The organism is Pseudomonas sp. McL0111 (assembly GCF_052567255.1).
In genome coordinates, this window is sequence record NZ_CP199585.1 from 463,011 (window position 1) to 482,390 (window position 19,380).

The 19,380-nt window shown below is 59.9% G+C and carries 16 protein-coding genes and 1 pseudogene; 8 read left to right on the top strand and 9 right to left on the bottom strand.

What is annotated here, in order from left to right:
* Nucleotides 1-30 precede the first annotated feature (30 nt).
* The 3 genes from ACTWLJ_RS02230 (at nt 31) to fecA (ending at nt 3,908) form a co-directional block, all read left to right on the top strand.
* The gene (locus ACTWLJ_RS02230; protein WP_445179718.1) at nt 31-519 is read left to right on the top strand and encodes a sigma-70 family RNA polymerase sigma factor; all 489 of its coding nucleotides are present in this window, start codon (nt 31-33) and stop codon (nt 517-519) included.
* Nucleotides 516-1,454: a FecR domain-containing protein gene (locus ACTWLJ_RS02235; RefSeq protein ID WP_445179719.1), complete on the top strand. Its 939-nt coding sequence runs from the start codon at nt 516-518 to the stop codon at nt 1,452-1,454. The genes ACTWLJ_RS02230 and ACTWLJ_RS02235 overlap by 4 nt, the downstream gene beginning before the upstream one ends.
* Nucleotides 1,455-1,574: 120 nt before the next feature.
* The gene (gene fecA / locus ACTWLJ_RS02240; protein WP_445179720.1) at nt 1,575-3,908 is read left to right on the top strand and encodes a TonB-dependent Fe(3+) dicitrate receptor FecA; all 2,334 of its coding nucleotides are present in this window, start codon (nt 1,575-1,577) and stop codon (nt 3,906-3,908) included.
* 122 nt (nt 3,909-4,030) lie between these two features.
* Here the strand turns inward: fecA and ACTWLJ_RS02245 are convergent, their stop codons facing one another.
* Both ACTWLJ_RS02245 and ACTWLJ_RS02250 read right to left on the bottom strand, forming a co-directional pair.
* Entirely contained in the window at nt 4,031-4,438 is a 408-nt protein-coding gene (locus ACTWLJ_RS02245) for an HPF/RaiA family ribosome-associated protein (RefSeq protein ID WP_401217200.1), read from the bottom strand.
* 201 nt (nt 4,439-4,639) lie between these two features.
* A complete protein-coding gene (locus tag ACTWLJ_RS02250; RefSeq protein WP_445179721.1) occupies nt 4,640-5,587 on the bottom strand; it encodes a LysR substrate-binding domain-containing protein in 948 nt (315 codons plus the stop codon).
* A 135-nt stretch (nt 5,588-5,722) separates the two neighbouring features.
* Between ACTWLJ_RS02250 and ACTWLJ_RS02255 the strand changes: the two genes are divergently transcribed.
* Together ACTWLJ_RS02255 and ACTWLJ_RS02260 are read left to right on the top strand one after the other, a co-directional pair.
* A complete protein-coding gene (locus tag ACTWLJ_RS02255) occupies nt 5,723-7,099 on the top strand; it encodes an L-serine ammonia-lyase (RefSeq protein ID WP_445179722.1) in 1,377 nt (458 codons plus the stop codon).
* Between the two features lie 248 nt (nt 7,100-7,347).
* Nucleotides 7,348-7,665, top strand: a complete 318-nt coding sequence (locus ACTWLJ_RS02260; RefSeq protein WP_401217208.1) for a DUF3509 domain-containing protein — start codon at nt 7,348-7,350, stop codon at nt 7,663-7,665.
* On the opposite strand, the gene ACTWLJ_RS02265 is transcribed toward ACTWLJ_RS02260, so the two are convergent.
* Nucleotides 7,662-8,162, bottom strand: a complete 501-nt coding sequence (locus ACTWLJ_RS02265) for a phosphate-starvation-inducible protein PsiE (protein ID WP_445179723.1) — start codon at nt 8,160-8,162, stop codon at nt 7,662-7,664. The genes ACTWLJ_RS02260 and ACTWLJ_RS02265 overlap by 4 nt on opposite strands.
* 270 nt (nt 8,163-8,432) lie before the next feature.
* On the opposite strand from ACTWLJ_RS02265, the pseudogene ACTWLJ_RS02270 reads away from it, so the two are divergent.
* A pseudogene (locus ACTWLJ_RS02270) lies at nt 8,433-8,672 on the top strand (YebG family protein); the annotation flags it as partial.
* A gap of 203 nt (nt 8,673-8,875) precedes the next feature.
* Here ACTWLJ_RS02270 and ACTWLJ_RS02275 read toward each other — a convergent pair.
* Nucleotides 8,876-9,895 (bottom strand): Glu/Leu/Phe/Val dehydrogenase family protein, encoded by a 1,020-nt coding sequence (locus ACTWLJ_RS02275; protein WP_401217232.1) that lies wholly within the window; start codon nt 9,893-9,895, stop codon nt 8,876-8,878.
* A 184-nt stretch (nt 9,896-10,079) separates the two neighbouring features.
* On the opposite strand from ACTWLJ_RS02275, the gene ACTWLJ_RS02280 reads away from it, so the two are divergent.
* Complete coding sequence (locus ACTWLJ_RS02280; protein WP_445179724.1) at nt 10,080-10,883, top strand: SirB1 family protein; 804 nt, start codon at nt 10,080-10,082, stop codon at nt 10,881-10,883.
* 52 nt (nt 10,884-10,935) lie between these two features.
* Here the strand turns inward: ACTWLJ_RS02280 and ACTWLJ_RS02285 are convergent, their stop codons facing one another.
* The 4 genes from ACTWLJ_RS02285 to hmgA form a co-directional block, all read right to left on the bottom strand.
* Entirely contained in the window at nt 10,936-12,306 is a 1,371-nt protein-coding gene (locus ACTWLJ_RS02285; protein ID WP_445179725.1) for an MFS transporter, read from the bottom strand.
* Nucleotides 12,307-12,467: 161 nt separating this feature from the next.
* Complete coding sequence (gene maiA, locus ACTWLJ_RS02290) at nt 12,468-13,103, bottom strand: maleylacetoacetate isomerase (RefSeq protein WP_445179726.1); 636 nt, start codon at nt 13,101-13,103, stop codon at nt 12,468-12,470.
* A 12-nt stretch (nt 13,104-13,115) separates the two neighbouring features.
* Complete coding sequence (gene fahA, locus ACTWLJ_RS02295) at nt 13,116-14,420, bottom strand: fumarylacetoacetase (protein WP_445179727.1); 1,305 nt, start codon at nt 14,418-14,420, stop codon at nt 13,116-13,118.
* Nucleotides 14,421-14,423: 3 nt separating this feature from the next.
* Nucleotides 14,424-15,728 carry a homogentisate 1,2-dioxygenase gene (hmgA, locus tag ACTWLJ_RS02300; RefSeq protein ID WP_445179728.1) on the bottom strand — a complete coding sequence of 435 codons (1,305 nt, stop codon included), beginning with the start codon at nt 15,726-15,728 and terminating at the stop codon, nt 14,424-14,426.
* Nucleotides 15,729-15,891: 163 nt separating this feature from the next.
* Here hmgA and ACTWLJ_RS02305 point away from each other — a divergent pair, with 163 nt between their 5' ends.
* Nucleotides 15,892-16,686 (top strand): IclR family transcriptional regulator, encoded by a 795-nt coding sequence (locus ACTWLJ_RS02305; protein WP_445179729.1) that lies wholly within the window; start codon nt 15,892-15,894, stop codon nt 16,684-16,686.
* Here the strand turns inward: ACTWLJ_RS02305 and ACTWLJ_RS02310 are convergent, their stop codons facing one another.
* Nucleotides 16,687-19,245: a LuxR C-terminal-related transcriptional regulator gene (locus ACTWLJ_RS02310; protein ID WP_445179730.1), complete on the bottom strand. Its 2,559-nt coding sequence runs from the start codon at nt 19,243-19,245 to the stop codon at nt 16,687-16,689.
* Between the last annotated feature and the right edge of the window lie 135 nt (nt 19,246-19,380).

Genomic DNA, 19,380 nt, shown 5'->3' on the forward strand with positions numbered 1-19,380 from the left:
ATCCATAAAGAAAGCGCCCGGGGTCATTCGTTGCCGTCCGCCCATCCTGTCGAAATGCTTTATCAGGCTCACAACAGCTGGCTCACCGGTTGGTTGCGCCGCAGGCTTGGCTGCCCGGACAGGGCGGCGGATCTGGCGCAGGACACCTTCATTCGGGTGCTGACCGCCCGTGAACCGCTGGCGATCATCGAACCCCGCGCATTTCTCACCACCCTCGCCAAGCGCGTGCTGTTCAATCATTACCGCCGTCAGGATCTGGAACGCGCCTACCTCGAAACCCTCGCGCAAATGCCGGAAATGGTCGCGCCATCGGAAGAAGACAAAGCGATCATCCTGCAAACCCTGCTGGAGCTGGATCAGTTACTCGATGGTCTGCCGCGACCGGTCAAACGCGTCTTTTTGCTGGCGCAGATCGATGGCCTGACCTATCCGCAGATCGCCGTTGAATTGGGCATTTCCGTGGCCACGGTCAAACGTCATTTGAACAAGGCAGCCATGCGCTGCTATTTCGCGCTATGAACCCATCGACAGATTTCTCCTCGCAGGTTGCCGAGCAGGCGGTGCACTGGCTGCTGGAAATGCAGCAAGGACCGTTGAACCCGCGCCAGCAGCAAGCCTGGCAACAATGGGTCGATGCGCACAGTGAGCATCGCCGCGCCTGGGAGCACATTCAGCGGGTCAACTCGCGTTTGCGCGGTTTGTCCTCACCGCTCGCGCATGCGGCGTTGAATGCGCCGAAGTCCGGCAGCCGTCGTCAGGCACTCAAATTGCTGCTGATTCTAGGCGCAGGTTCGGCAGTGACCTGGGGGATGCGCGAGCACAATCCATTGCCGTCGCTGCTGGCCGACTACCGCAGCCCGATCGGTCAGCGCCGCAAAGTGCCGCTGGACGGCGGCGGACAGTTGCAACTCAACACCGCGAGTGCGGCGGATGTCCGGGTGGTCGGCTCACAACGGCTGATCCGTTTGCTCGAAGGTGAAATCCTTCTGAGCACAGCGCAGGCGTTCGAAGTGCGTACCGCGCAGGGACTTTTGAAAGCCCATGGCGCACGTATCAATGTGCGCCAGTTTGCTGACCGTACGCAGATTGCGCTGTTCGAAGGACAGGTCGAACTGACTGCCAATGGACGTGCGCCCATCGCATTGCCGGTGGCGCGTCAGTTGAGTTTCAGCGCAACGTCGATCAGCCCGGCGCAAGCGCTCGACGCCAACAGCGGCGCCTGGGCCGATGGCATGCTGGTGGCGGCGCACATGCGTCTGGGGGATTTCCTCGACGAACTCGGGCGCTATCGGCGCGGGCAGTTGCATTGCGATGCGAAGGTTGCCGATCTGCTGATCTCCGGGACTTATCCACTGGACGACAGCGAGCGGATTCTTGATCTGCTGGAAATCAGTTTGCCGGTGAAGGTGAAGCGCTTTACCCGGTATTGGGTAACAGTCGAAGCCAAGGCCTGAAAATCCTTTCCACAAAAACACTACTCCAAAAAAATATTTTCAATTAGTGAGCCGTTTTTCAGATCTGGCGTGACAGAGAAGGAAAGCCCCCTTGATTCAACCTTCTCAGGATCATCGAACATGCACCCCACCCGCCTCACGCCACTGGCCCGCTCCCTGCGCAATCTCGTTCTGGGTGCCAGCCTGACTTTCAGTGCCCTGCCCGCCGCGCTGGCCGCCGACACCAAGGCTTACCACATCGCCCCGGCATCGCTGGAAAACGCCCTCAATCAGTTTGGCCGTGAAGCCGGGGTGCTGATTTCCTTTGGTTCGCAAGTCACCAGCGGCGTGACAAGCCGTGGTCTGGAAGGCAATTTCACGCCGGAACAAGGTCTCAACGCCTTGCTCGAAGGCACCGGCCTGCAAGCCCGCGCCGAGGGCAACAACGCGTTCAGCCTGCAACCACTGAATGACACGGCGCTGGAACTGGACACCTCGAAAGTCGTCGGCGACTGGCTCGGCGACGCGGCGCAGGTCAACGTCTTCGAACATCCGGGTGCGCGTGATGTGATCCGTCGTGAAGAGTTCGAACGCCAGGGCGCCACGCAGGCGCGTGATGTGCTCAACCGCATTCCCGGCGTCAACGCCCCGGAAAACAACGGCACCGGCAGCCACGACATGGCGCTGAACTTCGGCATTCGTGGTCTCAACCCGCGTCTGGCTGCGCGCTCGACAGTGCTGATGGACGGCATCCCGGTGCCGTTCGCGCCTTACGGTCAACCACAGTTGTCGTTCGCGCCGATCAGCATGGGCAACATGGATGCGGTGGACGTGGTGCGCGGCGGCGGAGCAGTACGCTATGGCCCGCAGAACGTCGGCGGTGTGGTCAACTTCGTGACCCGGGCGATTCCCGATGAGCCGACGGTCAAGGGCGGTTTCCAGACTGAAACCAGTCCATCGTCGAGCCATGACGGCTTCAAGACCAGCGCCAATCTGCTCGCCGGTGGCACCAACGCCAATGGCCTCGGCGGCGCGCTGTTGTACTCCGGCACGCGCGGTGGCGACTGGCGTGAACACAGCGACACCGAAATCGACGACCTGATCCTCAAGGGTAAATACCAGCTCGACGAGGCCAACAGCTTCAACGCGATGGCTCAGTACTACGAAGGCAAAGCGGACATGCCCGGCGGTCTGAACGTCGCCGACTATGATGCCGATCCGTATCAGTCCACGCGCCCGAAAGATCAGTTCTGGGGGCGCCGCACCATGTTCAATTTCGGCTATCGCTATCAGGAAGATCGCCGCGAGTTCACCGCCAATACCTTCTTCACCAAGACCCTGCGCAGTGGTTATCTGGATCAGGGCTCGTTCCTGTCGCTGTCGCCGCGCGAATACTGGGTTCGCGGTTTCGAAACCCGTTTCGCCCAAGGTTTCGACCTGGGCCCGACCAGCCATGAAGTCGGCGTCGGCTACCGCTACATCAACGAGGCCGGCCACGAACTGCGCTATCGCACGCCGATTGCCAGCAACGAATACCCGACCACCAACAGCCGCAACGACCGCGACACCCGTGGCGGCACCGAGGCCAATGCGTTCTTCGTCGACGACCGGATCGATATCGGCAAGTGGACGATCACCCCGGGCGTGCGCTACGAGATGATCGAATCGCAGCAGACCAACAATCTGACCAACGTCAAATACAAGGGCGACTACAACACCGCGCTGCCGGCGCTGAACGTGTTGTATCACCTGACTGACACCTGGAATCTGTACGCCAACACCGAAGGCTCGTTCGGCAGCGTGCAGTACAGCCAGATGCCTAACCGCGTGAGCAGCGGCGAAGTGAAACCGGAAAAGGCCCGTACCTGGGAACTCGGAACTCGTTACGACAACGGTGCGCTGCGGGCGGAGATCGGCGCGTTCCTGATCAACTTCGACAACCAGTATGAAAGTAACCAGACCAACGATTCGGTGATTGCCCGTGGCGAAACCCGCCATCAGGGCATCGAGACCAGCGTCAACTATGCGCTGGATGACTTGAGCCCGGCGCTCGCCGGTTTTGATGTCTACGCCACTTACGCCTTTGTTGACGCGACCATCCGCGAAGACGGGCCGAACAAGGGCAATCGTGTGCCGTTCTCCTCGAAACACAAAGGTACGATTGGTGTGGGTTATACCGAAGGGCCGTGGAAGTTGAATCTGGACAGCAGCTTCCAGAGCGACCAGTTCGCCGACAACGCCAACACCTCGAAAGAAAGCGCCGACGGCAGCACCGGCAAGATCCCCGGCTACATGCTGTTCAGCAGCCGTGCGGGTTATGACTTTGGCCCGCAATTGTCGGATTTGAACGTCGCGGTCGGGGTGAAGAACATCTTCAACACCCAATACTTCACGCGCTCGTTCGATGACAACAACAAGGGCAAGTACGTGGGTGAGCCGCGGACGGTTTATGTACAGACTTCCGTGGCTTTCTAAACGTTTCCATGTGGCGAGGGAGCTTGCTCCCTTGCCACAGATAAATGATTCGGCGGTTGAAACAAAAACGGGCCTGCATTCGCAGGCCCGTTCTCATTGGGGTGAATTAAATAGTCAGTCGATCAACTGTTGATCGCTGCCTGTTCGTTCTCCAGAAACTCTTCTTCCAGTAGCGAATCGTTGGCTTTGCCCCTGAAGGGCACCACTGCGGCACGTGGTTTGCCACGCAGTTTGCCGAACAGATGCTCCAGCTTGTGTTCAAGCTTCTCGGCAGCGCCGTCAATCGCCTGTTCCAGCGAATCGGCTTTGTGGGTCACGGAAATCGGTTGGTGGCCTTTTGGCCGCGCTTCCAGTTGGCAGCGCATGTCATGGGGACCTGGCTTGTCACCGTTCTCGTCGGCCAGATGGACTTCGACGCGGGTCAGGTCTTCTTCATAACGTTCGAGCGTGCTCTCAATGGTTGTACGTACCCACTCCTCCAGTCGTTGACTACTTTGAATATGGTTATCGCTGTTGACTTGGATTTGCATAGTTCCATCCCTTATTTCAGCTAGCTCGCTAGAGGCCTGGATATGATTCTCGTGACCTCTTGATTACAACAATCGGCCCGCTTGCCGAAGATTTCAACCCCTGAAAAAAGATAAATATTCATTAGCAAAAAAAGCCGGACAAGGGAGTAAAGCGCTGGTAAGGTCGGGAGTTGGGTCGCCCCTCTCCTCTGCAAAATCTGCTCACAATTGCCCGTCATTCAACGGGTGCAAACTGCGAAAAACCCCCGCTTCTTCTACTACCCAGTCATGCACCGCACGCACGCCCGGATGGCTCAGCGCCCCTGGTGCATAGAGCAACACGTAACGTTTGTGATTGGGCACCGACAGCCCGAACGGCACGATCAACGCGCCCCGCTCCAGTTCGTCATTGAGCAGCGTGCGCCGGGCAATCGCCACGCCCATCCCCGCTATCGCCGCTTCGATGGTCAGGTGATTGCGATTGAAGGTGTGCCCGCGCCGCACATCGGCGCCTTCAAAACCGATGGCATTCAGATAGAACTCCCATTCCGCATATTCATAGCTGCCGCGCCAGGCAGTGATGTCGTGCAGCAGCGGGAAATGCACCAGATCCGCCGGCCCGTGCAGCGGCGGACGTCCGCGCAGCAGGCTCGGCGCGCAGACCGGGAAGATCTGCTCGTCGAGCAAGGCTGTGGATAACAATCCCGGATAGCTGCCGTCGTTCAAATCGATGGCCAGATCGAAATCGCCCTCGTGCAACGGCACGCTGCTGTCCTCGGCCACCAGGCGCAACTGGATGTCCGGGTAACGCTGTTGCAGGCGCGGCAATCGCGGGGTCAGCCATTTGCTGAGGAATGAGGGAATCGAGCGCAGCCGCAAAGTACCGCTGATCATTCCGGCATCCAGTCGACGCAGTTCCGCATCGATGCTGCCGTAGGCCTCGTTGACCGTAATCGCCAGCCGCTGCCCTTCCGCACTCAACTCCACGCCCCGCGCCCGCCGATGGAACAGTCGAAAACCGAGGCGCTCTTCCAGTTGACGGATCTGTTGGCTGACCGCCCCCGGGGTGATGTGCAGTTCCTCGGCACAACGGGTGAACGACAGGTGCCGTGCGGCACAGGAAAACACCTGCAGCCAGACGTAAGTCTGGGCATGCAATTGACGACTCATTGTTTAGTCCTGCTAAAGGCTGTCTTAGGAAGTTTCGTTGGTCACGTCGAAGCGACGCAGGCAGTATCGCCGACATTGCGCTTGTCCGACAAAAAATGGCAGCGATTCCTCCTCCATTGCTTGTAAGGGTTTAGCATGGCTATCAGTGTTTTTGATCTATTCAAAGTCGGCATCGGTCCGTCCAGTTCTCATACCGTCGGTCCGATGCGGGCCGCCGCGACCTTCGCCCAAACCCTGATCGATCAGCAGTTGTTAGCCGCCGTGCAGCGTGTGGAAATCCGCCTGTATGGTTCGCTGTCCGCCACTGGCGTCGGTCACGCTACCGACCGCGCCTGCGTCTTGGGGTTGATGGGCGAATGGCCGGACAGCATTGATCCGGCGACCATCGAACCGCGCATCGAGCAACTGCGCGAAACCCGTCAACTGAACCTCGCCGGGCAAAAGACTATCGTCTTCCACTGGCAGCGTGACCTTCTGCTGCTGGACGAAAGCCTGCCCTACCACCCCAATGCGATGTCGCTGACAGCCTTCGGCGAAACCGGCGAATTGTTCGAGCAAACGTATTACTCGGTTGGTGGTGGTTTCATCATCGAAGCGGCGGAAGCCGAATCCGGCGTGGCCCCGGCCAGCGATGTGGTGTTGCCCTACGATTTTTCCAGCGCGGCTGAATTGCTGGCGCTGTGCAAGAAACACAATCTGCGGGTCGGCGAGTTGATGATGGCCAACGAACGGGCCTGGCGCAGCGACGAGCAAATCCGTCAGGGTTTGCTGCACATCTGGTCGGTGATGCGTGAATGCGTCGAGCAAGGCATGCGCCACGAAGGCATTTTGCCGGGCGGTCTGAATGTCCCGCGCCGCGCCGCGAAACTGCACCGCAGCCTGTTGGAAATCGGCAAGCCGAATGTCATCACCTCAACGCTGTCGGCGATGGAGTGGGTCAACCTGTTCGCCCTCGCGGTCAACGAAGAAAACGCCGCCGGCGGGCGCATGGTCACTGCACCGACCAACGGTGCCGCCGGGATCATCCCCGCCGTGCTGCACTACTACATGAAATTCAATCCGGATGCGTCTGACGACGATGTCGTTTCGTTCTTTCTGGGCGCAGCCGCGGTCGGCATTCTGTGCAAAAAAAACGCTTCGATCTCCGGTGCCGAAGTCGGTTGTCAGGGCGAAGTCGGTTCTGCCTGCGCAATGGCTGCTGCCGGCCTCGCCGAAGTGCTTGGCGCCACGCCGGAGCAACTGGAAAACGCTGCCGAAATCGGCCTCGAACACAATCTTGGCCTGACCTGCGACCCGGTTGGCGGCCTGGTGCAAGTGCCCTGCATCGAGCGCAACGCCATCGCCGCGGTCAAGGCGATCAACGCCACGCAAATGGCCCTGCGCGGTGACGGCAACCACTTCATTTCCCTCGACCGGGTGATCCGCACCATGCGCGATACCGGCGCAGACATGCACGACAAGTACAAAGAGACTTCACGCGGCGGCCTGGCGGTAAACTGGGTCGAATGCTGATCGAACGGATTGCACCGTCGGCGACCATCAAGTCATTCCTGCCCTGAAACGGGCCACAAAAGAAAAGGCGAGCCAGCGTGGCTCGCCTTTTCTTTTACCGCATCCATTGCTCGAAAACTTTCCCGGCACAGCCCTTGCTACGTCCCTGATGGAGATAAGGCTAAGGAATGGCCGATGGTCTGGTATTGCGAACTAATCCTGATCAAAGCCAGTCAACAACTGCACGTTCAATCAGGCGGTGACGCATCATGGACAACCCTTTTCAATTGATTACCGATGCTTTCGCGCCGGACTATCAGATCAACCTGAGCATCCAGGGGCTGGACGGCAGCATCATGCTGACCCTGTCCAACGCCGGGCGGATCGTCGCCAAACGGATGATCAGCGCCGAACAGCGCAATGACCCCAAACGCCTGAAGCGTCTGGTGCAAAGCATTCAGTTTGGTATCGCCATCGAGCAGGGCCACAGTGCCATGGCGATTCTTGAAGCGATGACCAGCAGTGACGGAAGAACTCCGCCACCGCCCTTGGTCAATGGCCCGCCACGGCAGTCCATCGGACTTTAAAGTTCGCCCTTCTCGATCTCGGGATGTTCACCGGAACCCGCACCGATCTTGCGTTGCGGTTTCTCGATCTTCACCGACGGAAATTGCGACGATGCGTAACGCACCACCAGAATCGAGAACGCCAGCAGCAGAATCCCGCCGCACAGGTAGATGATGCCCATGTCCGGCGGATTATGGTGCGAGACGTTGGAGATCAGCAGACGCGTCAGCGCGGTGATCGCCACGTAGATCAGGAAGCGCACCGGCATGTGATTGGTCTTGAAATAAATCCCGACCATCGCCCCGAGTTCCAGATAGATGAACAGCAGCAGGATGTCATCGATCTTGATGTGGCCCTCTTCAAGCATCCCGAGAAATTCCATCACCGCCGCCCACGCGGTCACCGCACCAATGGCGAACAGCGCCAGATAGTGGAAAGTCTCGACGAACAGGTTGCCCAGGGACTCGGCCAGTTGATGCACGTTTTGCCGCAGTTTCTCGGCCCAGTTGATTTTCACGATGAGTTTCCTTAGCCCGATGCGAGCGGATGATGCGTATTGGACGTGACGGTTTTCTGCACGTAAGTCATTTCATGCAGAAAAGAGGCCACGCCATCATGGCGAGCCGCCACAAAACCCGCAGCGTGGCGTTTGGTCGCACTGCCTCACAAATTCCGGTCTACATTAAAAAGCCGCTACCCAAAGCGCAGGGATTCGCTTATCCTTTTCGCTGTATATAGATACAGTAGTCGCAAAGACAACTAAATGTGAAGGCATGTGAGGTGGTGAATGGCCGTCGAAGTGGTATACCGCAGCAGCCGAGATCTGGAGCGCTTGTTCATGGATAAAGCCGAAGCTGACCGTCATGACAAAATGCTTGAGCTGGCCGAATATCTGGCCGATGTGCTGCAAAAAGCCGTTCCGTCCCTGACCGAACAGCAAATGGAAGAGGCCGGGATCTACATGGCGAAAAACCGCGATGTGTTCGCCCGGGCGTTCAAGAGCCAGCCGGACGCACTATTGGAGCTGATCAACGCTCCAGTCGAGACCGCGCCAGTGACAGAAGTGGCGGAACCGGAAGAAGCACCGGCCAAACCAGCCAAAGCGGCAAAAGTCGCGAAGTAATACGGTTCGAATCGAAAAGATCGCAGCCTGCGGCAGCTCCAGCATGGGAATGGATTTTCCTGTTGGAGCTGCCGAAGGCTGCGATCTTTTGCTTTTTGATCTTCAAATCACCGATACAAAACCTTCTCCGCCAACTCATTCGCCACCCGCGCCGGCGAACGCTTTTCCGCCTGCGCGTGAGCAAAAACTTCAGTCAGCCGCGAGCAGATCTTCGACAGATGCGCAGTGATGGTCGGCAACTCTTCGCCCCGATGTTTCAGCGAAACATAGATCAGCCCGCCCGCATTGATCACATAGTCCGGCGCATAAAGAATGCCGCGCCGTTCCAGTTGATCGGCGACGTCGAGATGCGTCAGTTGATTATTCGCTGACCCGGCCACCGCCGAGCAGCGCAACTGGCTGACGGTATGGCTGTTGAGCACACCGCCAAGGCCACACGGCGCGAGAATATCGCACGGTGTGCTGAGCAAGGCGTCGTTGGCAATCGGATGGGCATTGAGCTGTTCCATCGCCAGTTGCACCTTGCCGTGATCAATGTCACTGACCAGCAACTCGGCCCCGGCTGCATGCAGCTGTTCCGCCAGTGCATAACCGACGTTGCCCAGCCCCTGAATCGCCACGCGCAAACCTTCGAGATTATCGCTGCCCAGACGCGCCATCGCCGTGGCGCGAATGCCGGTGAACACGCCCATTGCCGCATGGGGCGCCGGGTCGCCGGCCGAGGTGGTGCTGGTGACATGCTGGGTCTGCTGGGCGATGCAATCCATGTCGGCCACTGAAGTGCCGCTGTCGATGGCGGTGATGTAGCGGCCGTCGAGTTGATCAATGCAACGCCCGAACGCTTCGAACAGCGCGCCACGGTTTTCCACATGCACCGGGCGCACGATCACCGCCACGCCCCCGCCCTGCTCAAGCCCGGCCAACGCAGCTTTATAGCTCATGCCTTGCGCCAGGCGAATGGCGTCCTCGACTGCGGATTCGTCGTTTGGGTAAGCAAGATAACGGCATCCGCCGAGGGCTGGCCCCAGGCGACTGTTATGAATGGCAATGACCGCCTTCAACCCGGACACCGGGTCGACGCTGAGATGCAGCGATTCCAGGCGACTGCTTTGCATGAGAGCAAACATCGTTAGGCTCCCGAATCACTTCTGGTAGACGCCAGTATAGGCTTGCGCCTGAAAATTGCTGGAGCGCACCGGAATAAGCGCCGATGCCGACGACGACTTTGCGGCATAACCTCACAGCAGAGCCGTGCGGCACTGGACGAATGCCTCGCACGGGGCTAAAACGAGGCATTCCCCGGAGATTCAGATGAGTCCGCGCCAACGTTTTTTCGAGTGTCTGCACCGTTCGCCGCCCGCGCTGTTCGAAGCTGCGCTGTGGATGGCTGCCGAACACGAAAAGTCGCTTGATCCCCAAGCCCTGTTGCAGGATTTCAAGGAGCTGCAGCAGCGCGTCAGTCATGGCCTGCCGATGCTGCCGGTCAGTGAACTGGCGCAACCGTTGTTGCGACGGATGAATGATCTGGGGTTCGCCCAGGACGACTTTCTGCCGCTACGCCCGCAGGCAGCGCTGCTGCATAAAGTGTTGCAGACCCGACGCGGTCAGCCACTGACGTTGGCGTTGATTGCGCTGGAGCTGGCACGCGGTCTGGAGATTCCGCTGGTCGGGGTGAATTTTCCCGGTCACTTTCTGCTACGCGTACCGGGCGCCGACCACCTGCTCGACCCGTGTGGTGGCCGACGCCTGTACCCGAATGATTGCCGCGAGTTGTTGCACCGCCAGTACGGCGCGCACATGAAGCTCAACGCCGAACATCTGGCGGCAGCTTCTCCCGCACAAATGCTCCAGCGCCTGTCGCGTAATTTGCGCCAGTTGCACCTGACTCACGATGACTTCATAGGCGCGCTGATCGACGCCGAACGCGTGCTGGAAATGGGCACCGCCAGCGCCGCCGACTATCTGGCCCGCGCCAGCCTTTATCAGCGACTCGACTGCCCGAACGCCGAGCGCTTCGATCTGGAGCACGCGCTGATGCTCAGCGAAGATCCGATCCAGCGCCTGCGCCTGACCGAACGCCTCGGGCATCTGCCCCCGAACTCAGTCGTCCACTGATCCCCCTTGTGGGAGCGAGCTTGCTCGCGAAGCAGGCGACTCGGTTTATCAGTCAGACCGCGTTATCGTTCTTCGCGAGCAAGCTCGCTCCCACAGGGGAAAGCTTCGCGTCTGATGGCGAACGCACCTGAATAATCAGCAACGCCGCAATCACCGCCGGAATCGCGCAGAAGAAGAAAATCTGCTCCACCGGAATGTGCATCGCCAGCAGCAGACTGCCGAACAGCGGCCCGAGAATCGAACCGAAACGCCCCACTCCCAGCGCCCAACCCGTGCCGGTGGCGCGCACGTGTGCCGGGTAAAAATTACTGGCGAAGGCATTGAGCGTCAGTTGCCCACCGATGATGCAGAAGCCGGCAGCAAACACGCACGCCACCAGATAACGCGGATTGTCATGATTCAGACCGAGCAGAATCGTGCACAACGCCGCCCCCGCCAACACGCCGGAGAGCAAACGAACCTTGCGCTTCAAGCGGTCGGCGAACCACGCCATGCAGATCGCGCCGATGGTCCCGGCAAACAGAAACATCGACGTCACCAGGTTGGCTTCGTTGAGTTTCAGACCACTTTCCAGCAACAGCGTCGGCAGCCAACTGATCATGAAATACAGCAGGATCAGGCTGACAAAAAATGTCGCCCAGATCAGCAACGTCGGACGCGCGTAACCGTTGCGGAACAACTCGACCACCGTCAGTTTGCTGCCCTGCTCCTGCTCATTCTGTTCGACCGATGCGGCGGGCGGTTGCCAGTCTGGCAGCATCTGCGCGGTGACTTTACGCAGTCGCGTGTAGGGCGGCGCATCACGCAGCAGGCGTGGCAGGGATTCAGGCAGCATCCACCAAAGAAACGGAAACAACAGCAGAGGCGTGACGCCGCCGGCGAGGAACACCGCTTGCCAGCCGAACTGATCGATAAAACCTGCCGCGACGAAACCACCCGCCGCGCCACCGAACGAGAAGCCACACGCTGCCAGCGTCACCATCAATGTGCGCAGACGCGGTGGTGAGTATTCCGACATCAGCGCCATGGCGCTGGGCATTGCCCCGCCCATGCCGATCCCGCAAATGAAGCGCGCGATCATCAGGGTGTTCAGCGAATCGGCGAACACCATCAGCACCGTCAGGCTGGCGTAGATCAGCACGCAGGCGAGCAGAATCCGTCGCACGCCGAAGCGGTCGGCCAAGGGGGTTACAACGAGTGAACCGATTGTCAGCCCGAGCAGGTTGGCGCTGAACACTGGACCGAATGCGGATTTTTCCAGCCCCCAATCCTGGGCCAGCGCAGGCACCACATAACCGAGCACCTGCGCGTCATAGCCGTCGGTGACCAGCAGCAAGGCGAGCAGGATCAAGAGCAACCACTGATATCGGGACACAGGACGGGCGTCGAGTGCCGCCCGGAAGCTGGCAATCTGGTTATGCATCGCAAGGTACCTGTTTTGTTTTTATGATTATTTTGCTGAAGCTGGCATCAATCCCTGTGGGAGCGGGCTTGCCCGCGATGGCTATGTCCCTGACACATCGATGCTGGATGTGCTGCCGTCATCGCGGGCAAGCCCGCTCCCACAGGTTTTCTGGTGAGGCTTTACGGTGTGTCCGGCTGGTTCGCGGGATGGGCCTTGATGAACGCAGGGTGTTCAGCAGCGAGTGTCGCGACTCGGCGAATTCGCGGATACGTCTCAAGGCTCACGTTGAAACGCTCTGCCGCATACAACTGCGGAATCAGATACACATCAGCCACACATGGCCACTCACCGAAGCAGAAGCCGCTGTCACCGATCAATTGCTCGACCGTCGCCAGTCCCTGCCCGATCCAGTGGCTGATCCACTCGACCACTTGCGGCTCCTCGTGTCCCAACTGCCGCAGGCGATTGAGCACGCTGACGTTGTGCAACGGATGCACATCGCAGCCGATTACTGCCGCCACGCCGCGCACATGGGCGCGGGCTGCGAAGTCCTGCGGCAACAACGGTACCTGTGGATAACGTTCCTCCAGGTACTCGATGATCGCTGGCGACTGGATCAGCAACTCGCCTTCGTCGGTGCGCAAGGCCGGCACCCGGCCCTGTGGATTGATCGCCAGATACGCCGCTTGCCGGTGCTCGCCACCGGTTGGCGCGATCAGGTTGACCGGCAGCGCCTGATAATCGAGCCCCTTCAGCGCCAGCGCGATCCGCACCCGATACGACGAGGTCGAGCGGTAATAGGTATAGAGATCCATGAACCGCTCCTGTCAGCGCGCCGCCAGCACTTTGCCGCGGCACTCGCCGAAGCCGATGGAGGCAAAACCGTCACGGGCGCAGCGCGCACGCAGAATGATTTCGTCGCCGTCCTCAAGGAATTTACGCACTTCACCGGAAGCCAGTTCGATCGGTTTTTTGCCGCCCTCGGTGATTTCCAGCAGGCTGCCGAACTGACCGTTTTCAGGCCCGGACAAGGTGCCGGAACCGAACAGATCACCGGCCTGCAACTGGCATCCGTTGACGCTGTGATGCGCGACCATTTGCGCGACGGTCCAGTACATGTAGCGAGTGTTGCTCAGGGTCAGACGATGAGCCGGCAGATTCTGCTCGCGCATGGTTTCGGTGAGCAGCAGCACTTCCAGTTCGATGTCGAAGGCACCGCCATCCTGATCACGCTTGTCGAACAGATATGGCAGCGGTTGCGGATCGCCTTCTGGACGCGCAGGTTGCGCGGCGCGGAATGGCGCCAGCGCTTCGGCAGTCACCACCCACGGCGAGACGCTAGTGATGAAGCTCTTGGAGAGGAACGGCCCCAGCGGCTGGTATTCCCAAGCCTGAATGTCGCGCGCCGACCAGTCATTGAGCAGGCAGAAACCGGCGATGTGCTCAGCGGCGTCACCGATGGCAATCGAATCACCCATCTCGTTGCCCTGACCGATCCAGATCCCCAGTTCCAGTTCGTAGTCCAGACGCGCGCACGGGCCGAAGGTCGGTTCAGTCTGACCGGCCGGCAGGGTCTGGCCTTTCGGACGACGTACGTCGGTGCCGGACGCACGCACGGTGGAGGCACGGCCGTGATAACCGATTGGCACGTGCTTGTAGTTCGGCAGCAGCGGGTTATCCGGACGGAACAGTTTGCCGACGTTCTGTGCGTGCTCGATGCCGACGTAGAAGTCGGTGTAGTCGCTGATCCGTGCCGGCAGATGCAGTTGGCAATCGGCGGCCAGTGGCAGCAGTTTTGCGCCTTGGGCTTCGATGTTGCCGCGCAAGGTGCTGCCTTCAACGAACAGTTCCAGCAAGCGTTCACGCAGGGCCACACGGGCGTCGCGACCGAGTTCAAAGAACGCGTTCAACAAGCCGCCGTGCATGGCTTCAACCGCGCTACGTGCAGCACCGTCGAACAGCCCCGCTTCAAGCGCCACTTGCAGATCGAAAATGTGTTCGCCAATCGCCACGCCGCTGCGTGGTGCCGAACCGTTGATGCTGAACACGCCCAGCGGCAGGTTCTGCAACGGGAAATCGCTGTGGCCGTTGGCCGAAGCAACCCAGCTGCGGGAAATGGAAGTCTGAGTCATGGGTTATCTCCGGGTCGGGTCGAACGTGGCGGGCAAAGTGGCCCAGCAGGCGTCGTAATTGGATTGCAGTTGCGGACAGTCGAGGGCAAACCGGCTCGGACGCAGCACTTGGCTGGTCTCGAACATGAAGGCCATGGTGTTGTCGATTTTCACCGGTTTCAGATCGGCGTTGATCGCCTTGGTGCAAGACTCGCCGTCCGGGCCGTGAGCGCTCATGCAGCTGTGCAGCGAAGCACCGCCCGGCACAAAACCTTCGGCCTTGGCGTCGTATTCGCCCTGGATCAGGCCCATGAATTCGTTCATCAGGTTGCGGTGGAACCACGGCGGACGAAAGGTGTTTTCAGCAACCATCCAGCGTGGCGGGAAGATCACGAAGTCGAGGTTGGCCAGGCCATGCACACTGGTCGGCGAGGTCAGCACGGTGAAGATCGACGGATCAGGATGATCGAAGCTCACAGTGCCGATAGTGTTGAAGCGACGCAGATCGTATTTGTACGGCACGTTATTACCGTGCCAGGCGACCACGTTCAGCGGCGAATGATTGAGTTCGGTGCCCCACAACTGGCCGAGGAATTTCTGCACCAGCTTCGTCGGCTGTTGCAGGTTTTCGTAGGCAGCGACCGGGGTCAGGAAGTCGCGTGGATTCGCTAGGCCATTGCTGCCAATCGGTCCCAGATCCGGCAGACGCAGCGGCGCGCCATGGTTCTCGGCGACATAACCGCGCGCCTGCGGATCAAGCAGCTCAACGCGGAATTTCAGACCGCGTGGCAACACGGCGATTTCCAGCGGCGCGACGTCCAGCACACCCAGCTCAGTGGTAATGCGCAAACGTCCGAGTTGTGGCACCAGGAGCATTTCGCCGTCGGCGTTGAAGAACACCCGCTCCATCGAGCGGTTGGCGCCGTAGCTATAGATGCTGATCCCGGACGGTTTTTCCGCGCCCGAGTTGGCGGCCATGCTGACCAGCCCGTCGATGAAATCGGTGGCTTCGCTCGGGATCTCCAGCGGGTTCCAGCGCAGGCGATTGGGGGTGACTTCGCCCAATGGGCCGCCGGCCAGTTGTCGCTCAAGTTTGGCGAACGCCGGGTGATTGGCCGACGGCTGAATGCGATACATCCAGGTGCGCCGCGCTTCACTGCGGGTCATGGTGAATGCGGTGCCAGAGAATAATTCGGTGTAGAGACCGTAAGGCGCTTTTTGCGGGGAGTTCTGGCCGACGGGCAGTGCGCCGGGCAACGCCTCAGTGCTGAATTCGTTGCCGAAACCGGACTGGTAAGCCAGCGACGACGCGGTTGAATCGGAGTTCATGGAGCCTCCTGAACAGGGAGTCGGCATGGCCGAACGCTCTGGATCAGAGGTCTTGGCACGCCGGGGTTATTTTTATCGTAATTCAATTACGCATAACGTAATTTGCTCGCTATCCAGCGTCAAGCTATAAAGACGCCCATTCGATCCGGAACCCGGCAGCACCATGGAAAAAACCAGCGACAGCAACGGCAAACAGAAAGTCCGCTCCGCCGAGGTCGGTACCGACATCCTCAAGGCTTTGGCCGAGTTGTCACCGGCCACCTCGTTGTCGCGCCTGGCCGAACACGTGCAGATGCCGGCAAGCAAAGTGCATCGCTACCTGCAAGCCTTGATCGCCAGTGGCTTCGCCGAACAGAACCCCGCCACCAACCACTACGGCCTCGGTCGTGAAGCGCTACGCGTGGGTCTGGCCGCACTCAACAGTATGGACGTGCTGAAAGTCGCCGCCCTGCCCCTGGCGGAGTTACGCGACGAACTGAACGAAACCTGCTTCCTCGCGGTGTGGGGCAATCAGGGTGCGACGGTGGTGCACATCGAACCGGCGGTGCGCGCAGTGACGGTGGTGACGCAATTGGGTTCGGTATTGCCGCTGCTCAGCTCATCCACCGGGCTGGTATTCAGTGCGTACCTGCCGCATCGGGAAACCGATGAGTTGCGCGAGCGGGAAATCGCCGTCGCCGGGCATCCGCTGACCGATGAAAAGACCTATGCAACGCTGTGCGAGCAGATCCGCGAGCGGGGTCTGCATCATGTGCATGGTTTGCTGATGCCGGGTGTCGATGCGTTGTCGGCGCCGGTATTCAACGCGGTCGGACAGGTCGCCGCCGTACTGACCATCGTCGGTCCGACGTCGCTGTTTCACGCCGACGAAAACGGCCCGGCGGCGCAGCGATTGCTGGCGGCGACACGGGCCGTGAGTTGGCGGATGGGTTATCAGGCCGATGACGTCAAACCCTGATCAACCACACAAACCCAATCGTTTGGCCTTCGCCACGGCTTGTGTCCGGCGCTCGACGCCCAACTTGCCGTGTATGCGCCGGGCGTGGGTTTTAACGGTATGCAGGGAAATGAACAGGGCATCGGCAATCTGCTGATTGGAATGTCCGAGAGCGATCAGCTCCAGGACTTGCCGCTCTCGCTGACTTAACGCGCCGGTCTCGCCGCATGGTGTGCCCAACTCAGCGTCAGACAACGAGATTCCCGAGAGTTCTGACAAATCCGGCTGGCGCTGGCGCAACTCGCTTAATACTTGATGCGCCTGGAATCGGGCAACGCTCTCCATCCCTTCGCGCAATTGTTCTGTGGCTTCGGCTGTCCGACCGTTCAGCCACATCACTTCTGCCACGGCCAGTTGCAACTCCGTATACAACGCCCACATCCCTCGCACCTGCGCCTGTTTTGCCAGCGATTCAAGCCGAACCGACGCCTCGAACGCATCTTGGCCAAGACGAACATGGGCAAGGATCAGCAGATACTCGATACGCGGGATCAGCTCCACCGATGCCGGCGGCGCCTGCCGTGCCTGCGGCCCGCGATAGTGTTTGAGCACGCGGCTCAACGCCTCACACGTCAGTTCCGCACGTCCCTGCTGCAACCAGAAATGACTGCTCACCTGCAACAACACACCTCGGTAAACCGTGTCCGGTATCTGCCGTTGTTGCATCAACCGCTCGGCATCGCGCAAACGTACGAAAGCCTGTGCGTAGTCGCCCTGATTGGCCGCCAACTGGGCCTGCCCGAGAAAGCCGTAAAGCACGCGTTTATCGTGGCTGCGCAGGCAATCTTCGAGTCCGCGCTGAAAGAATCCGGCAGCAAGTGCATCCTGCCCCATACACAACGCCAACCGTCCACGGCGCAACGCAATCCGTCCGAGTAGCGGCGTCGGTCGCTGCCCTTGTGCGAGCAACAGCTCCTGAATTCCAGCCAGCAGATTTTCCGCCCGCGCCGGGGACCCACGCTGTTCCAGCAATTGCGCGTGATCCAGTTCCAGTAACGCTTCGAACAGCAATGAGCCTTGGGCACGGGCGAGACAAAGTGCCTCACGATTGAGCGCATGCGCGTGTTCCAGTTCACCGCACAACAGCGCCTGCTGAGTCAGCCCGGACAGGCACATCAGGTGCGCCGGCCACGCATCCGCACCCAACGCTGTCAGCGCCTGTTGAAAGTGTTCGCGGGAGGTTTCCATCAATCCCTGCAAATGCAACAGCCAGCCCATTTGCGCCTGCCAACGGGCAATCAGCTGTTGCTCGAGAACTGCCGAAGGCTGAGGAAGGAAACGCCCCATATGGCCGATCCAGCTCGCCGCCTGCTCGAAGCGTCCGGCAAACAATAACGCCGCCGTCATCAAGCCGATCAGTTGCGGCGAGCCGAGCATCAGCGCTTCGCCTTGCTGTTCGTGCAGGTGCAACAAGAGCACTACGGTCTGGTCCTCGAACAACTGCTCGAAACTGAAGTGCTGCAACAGGCTGACCGCCACCTCGTATTCTTCAGCGAGCAACGCTTGTTCGAAGGCTGACTTCCAGTCCGCTGCAGCAGCAAACCACTGGCACGCCCGCCGATGCCATGAACGCCCGCCAAGCCAGTGCCCGTCACGCATCACCCGCGAAAGCGGCGGAAAAATCTGCAACCAGTCGGACGTCTCCTGCCAGGGTTCGATGAAACAACCGAGGGTTTGCAACGCATGCAGATGCTGCGCGCCCTCCCCGGCACCAAACAGGTGTTCGCACAGTCCGTCGTTGAAGCGCGGCAAATGCGCAAGCACGCGCCAGACTTCGGTCTGCTCCGGCGTGAGGCTGCTGAACAGTTCGTGTTGCAGATAATCGAGCAGAGTATCTAGCCGCTCCTGAGGCTGACGCTTTTGCGACCAGTCGCACTTTTGCATCAACGCCATGCGTACTCCAGCGCACCAGCCAGCGGTTCGTTGCACGATACGACTGGCGACACTCGCTGCCTGCTCCGTAGGTAAATGCACCAGCGCCTGGGCGATTTCGTTTTGGGTGAGTGCCAGTGTGGTCGGCTCGCATTCGTACAATGCGTCATCAAGCAACAGTCGCGGCCAGTTGCACTGCGGGCGTCTGCGCGAGCCAATCCACCAGGTCAGCGCCGGGCTGCTGATCGCCAGCAAGCGGTCGAGCATGGCGTCCAGCGCCGGATCGGGCAGGCGACAAAAGTCGTCGATAAACAACCAGGTTGGCACCGCCCAGCGAGACAGCGCTGCGAGTAACGCGGTTTCATCGCTCTCCGCCAGCCCCAATGTCTGCGCCAGCCGCCGAGAAAAATCTTCGCCCGTCAGCGCCGCGCCAGCCAGCGGTAACCAGAGCACTGAGCATTCTGCGGGGGCCTGCAACAGGCACTCGGTCATCAGCGCGGTCTTGCCGCTGCCGGCCGGTGCGCAGATCAATCTGACGCGAGCCGCCGATTCGAGCAGCGGCGCGCTCAAGCGCTCACGCGACTGGTGATGAGAGGACAACCTCGGCAGAAATCCCGGGCGATCCAGGCACAAAGTCATGGCAGTCATCGAGTCAGCCTTTTTATCGTTATGCGCTCACCCTAGCCCGCCTCAATTACTTGTTCACGAGTATTCAGGGCGCTGATTGGCGCCCATAAAAAAGGCGACCGTCCGGTCGCCTTTTGTCCTGCATCTATTTCAACC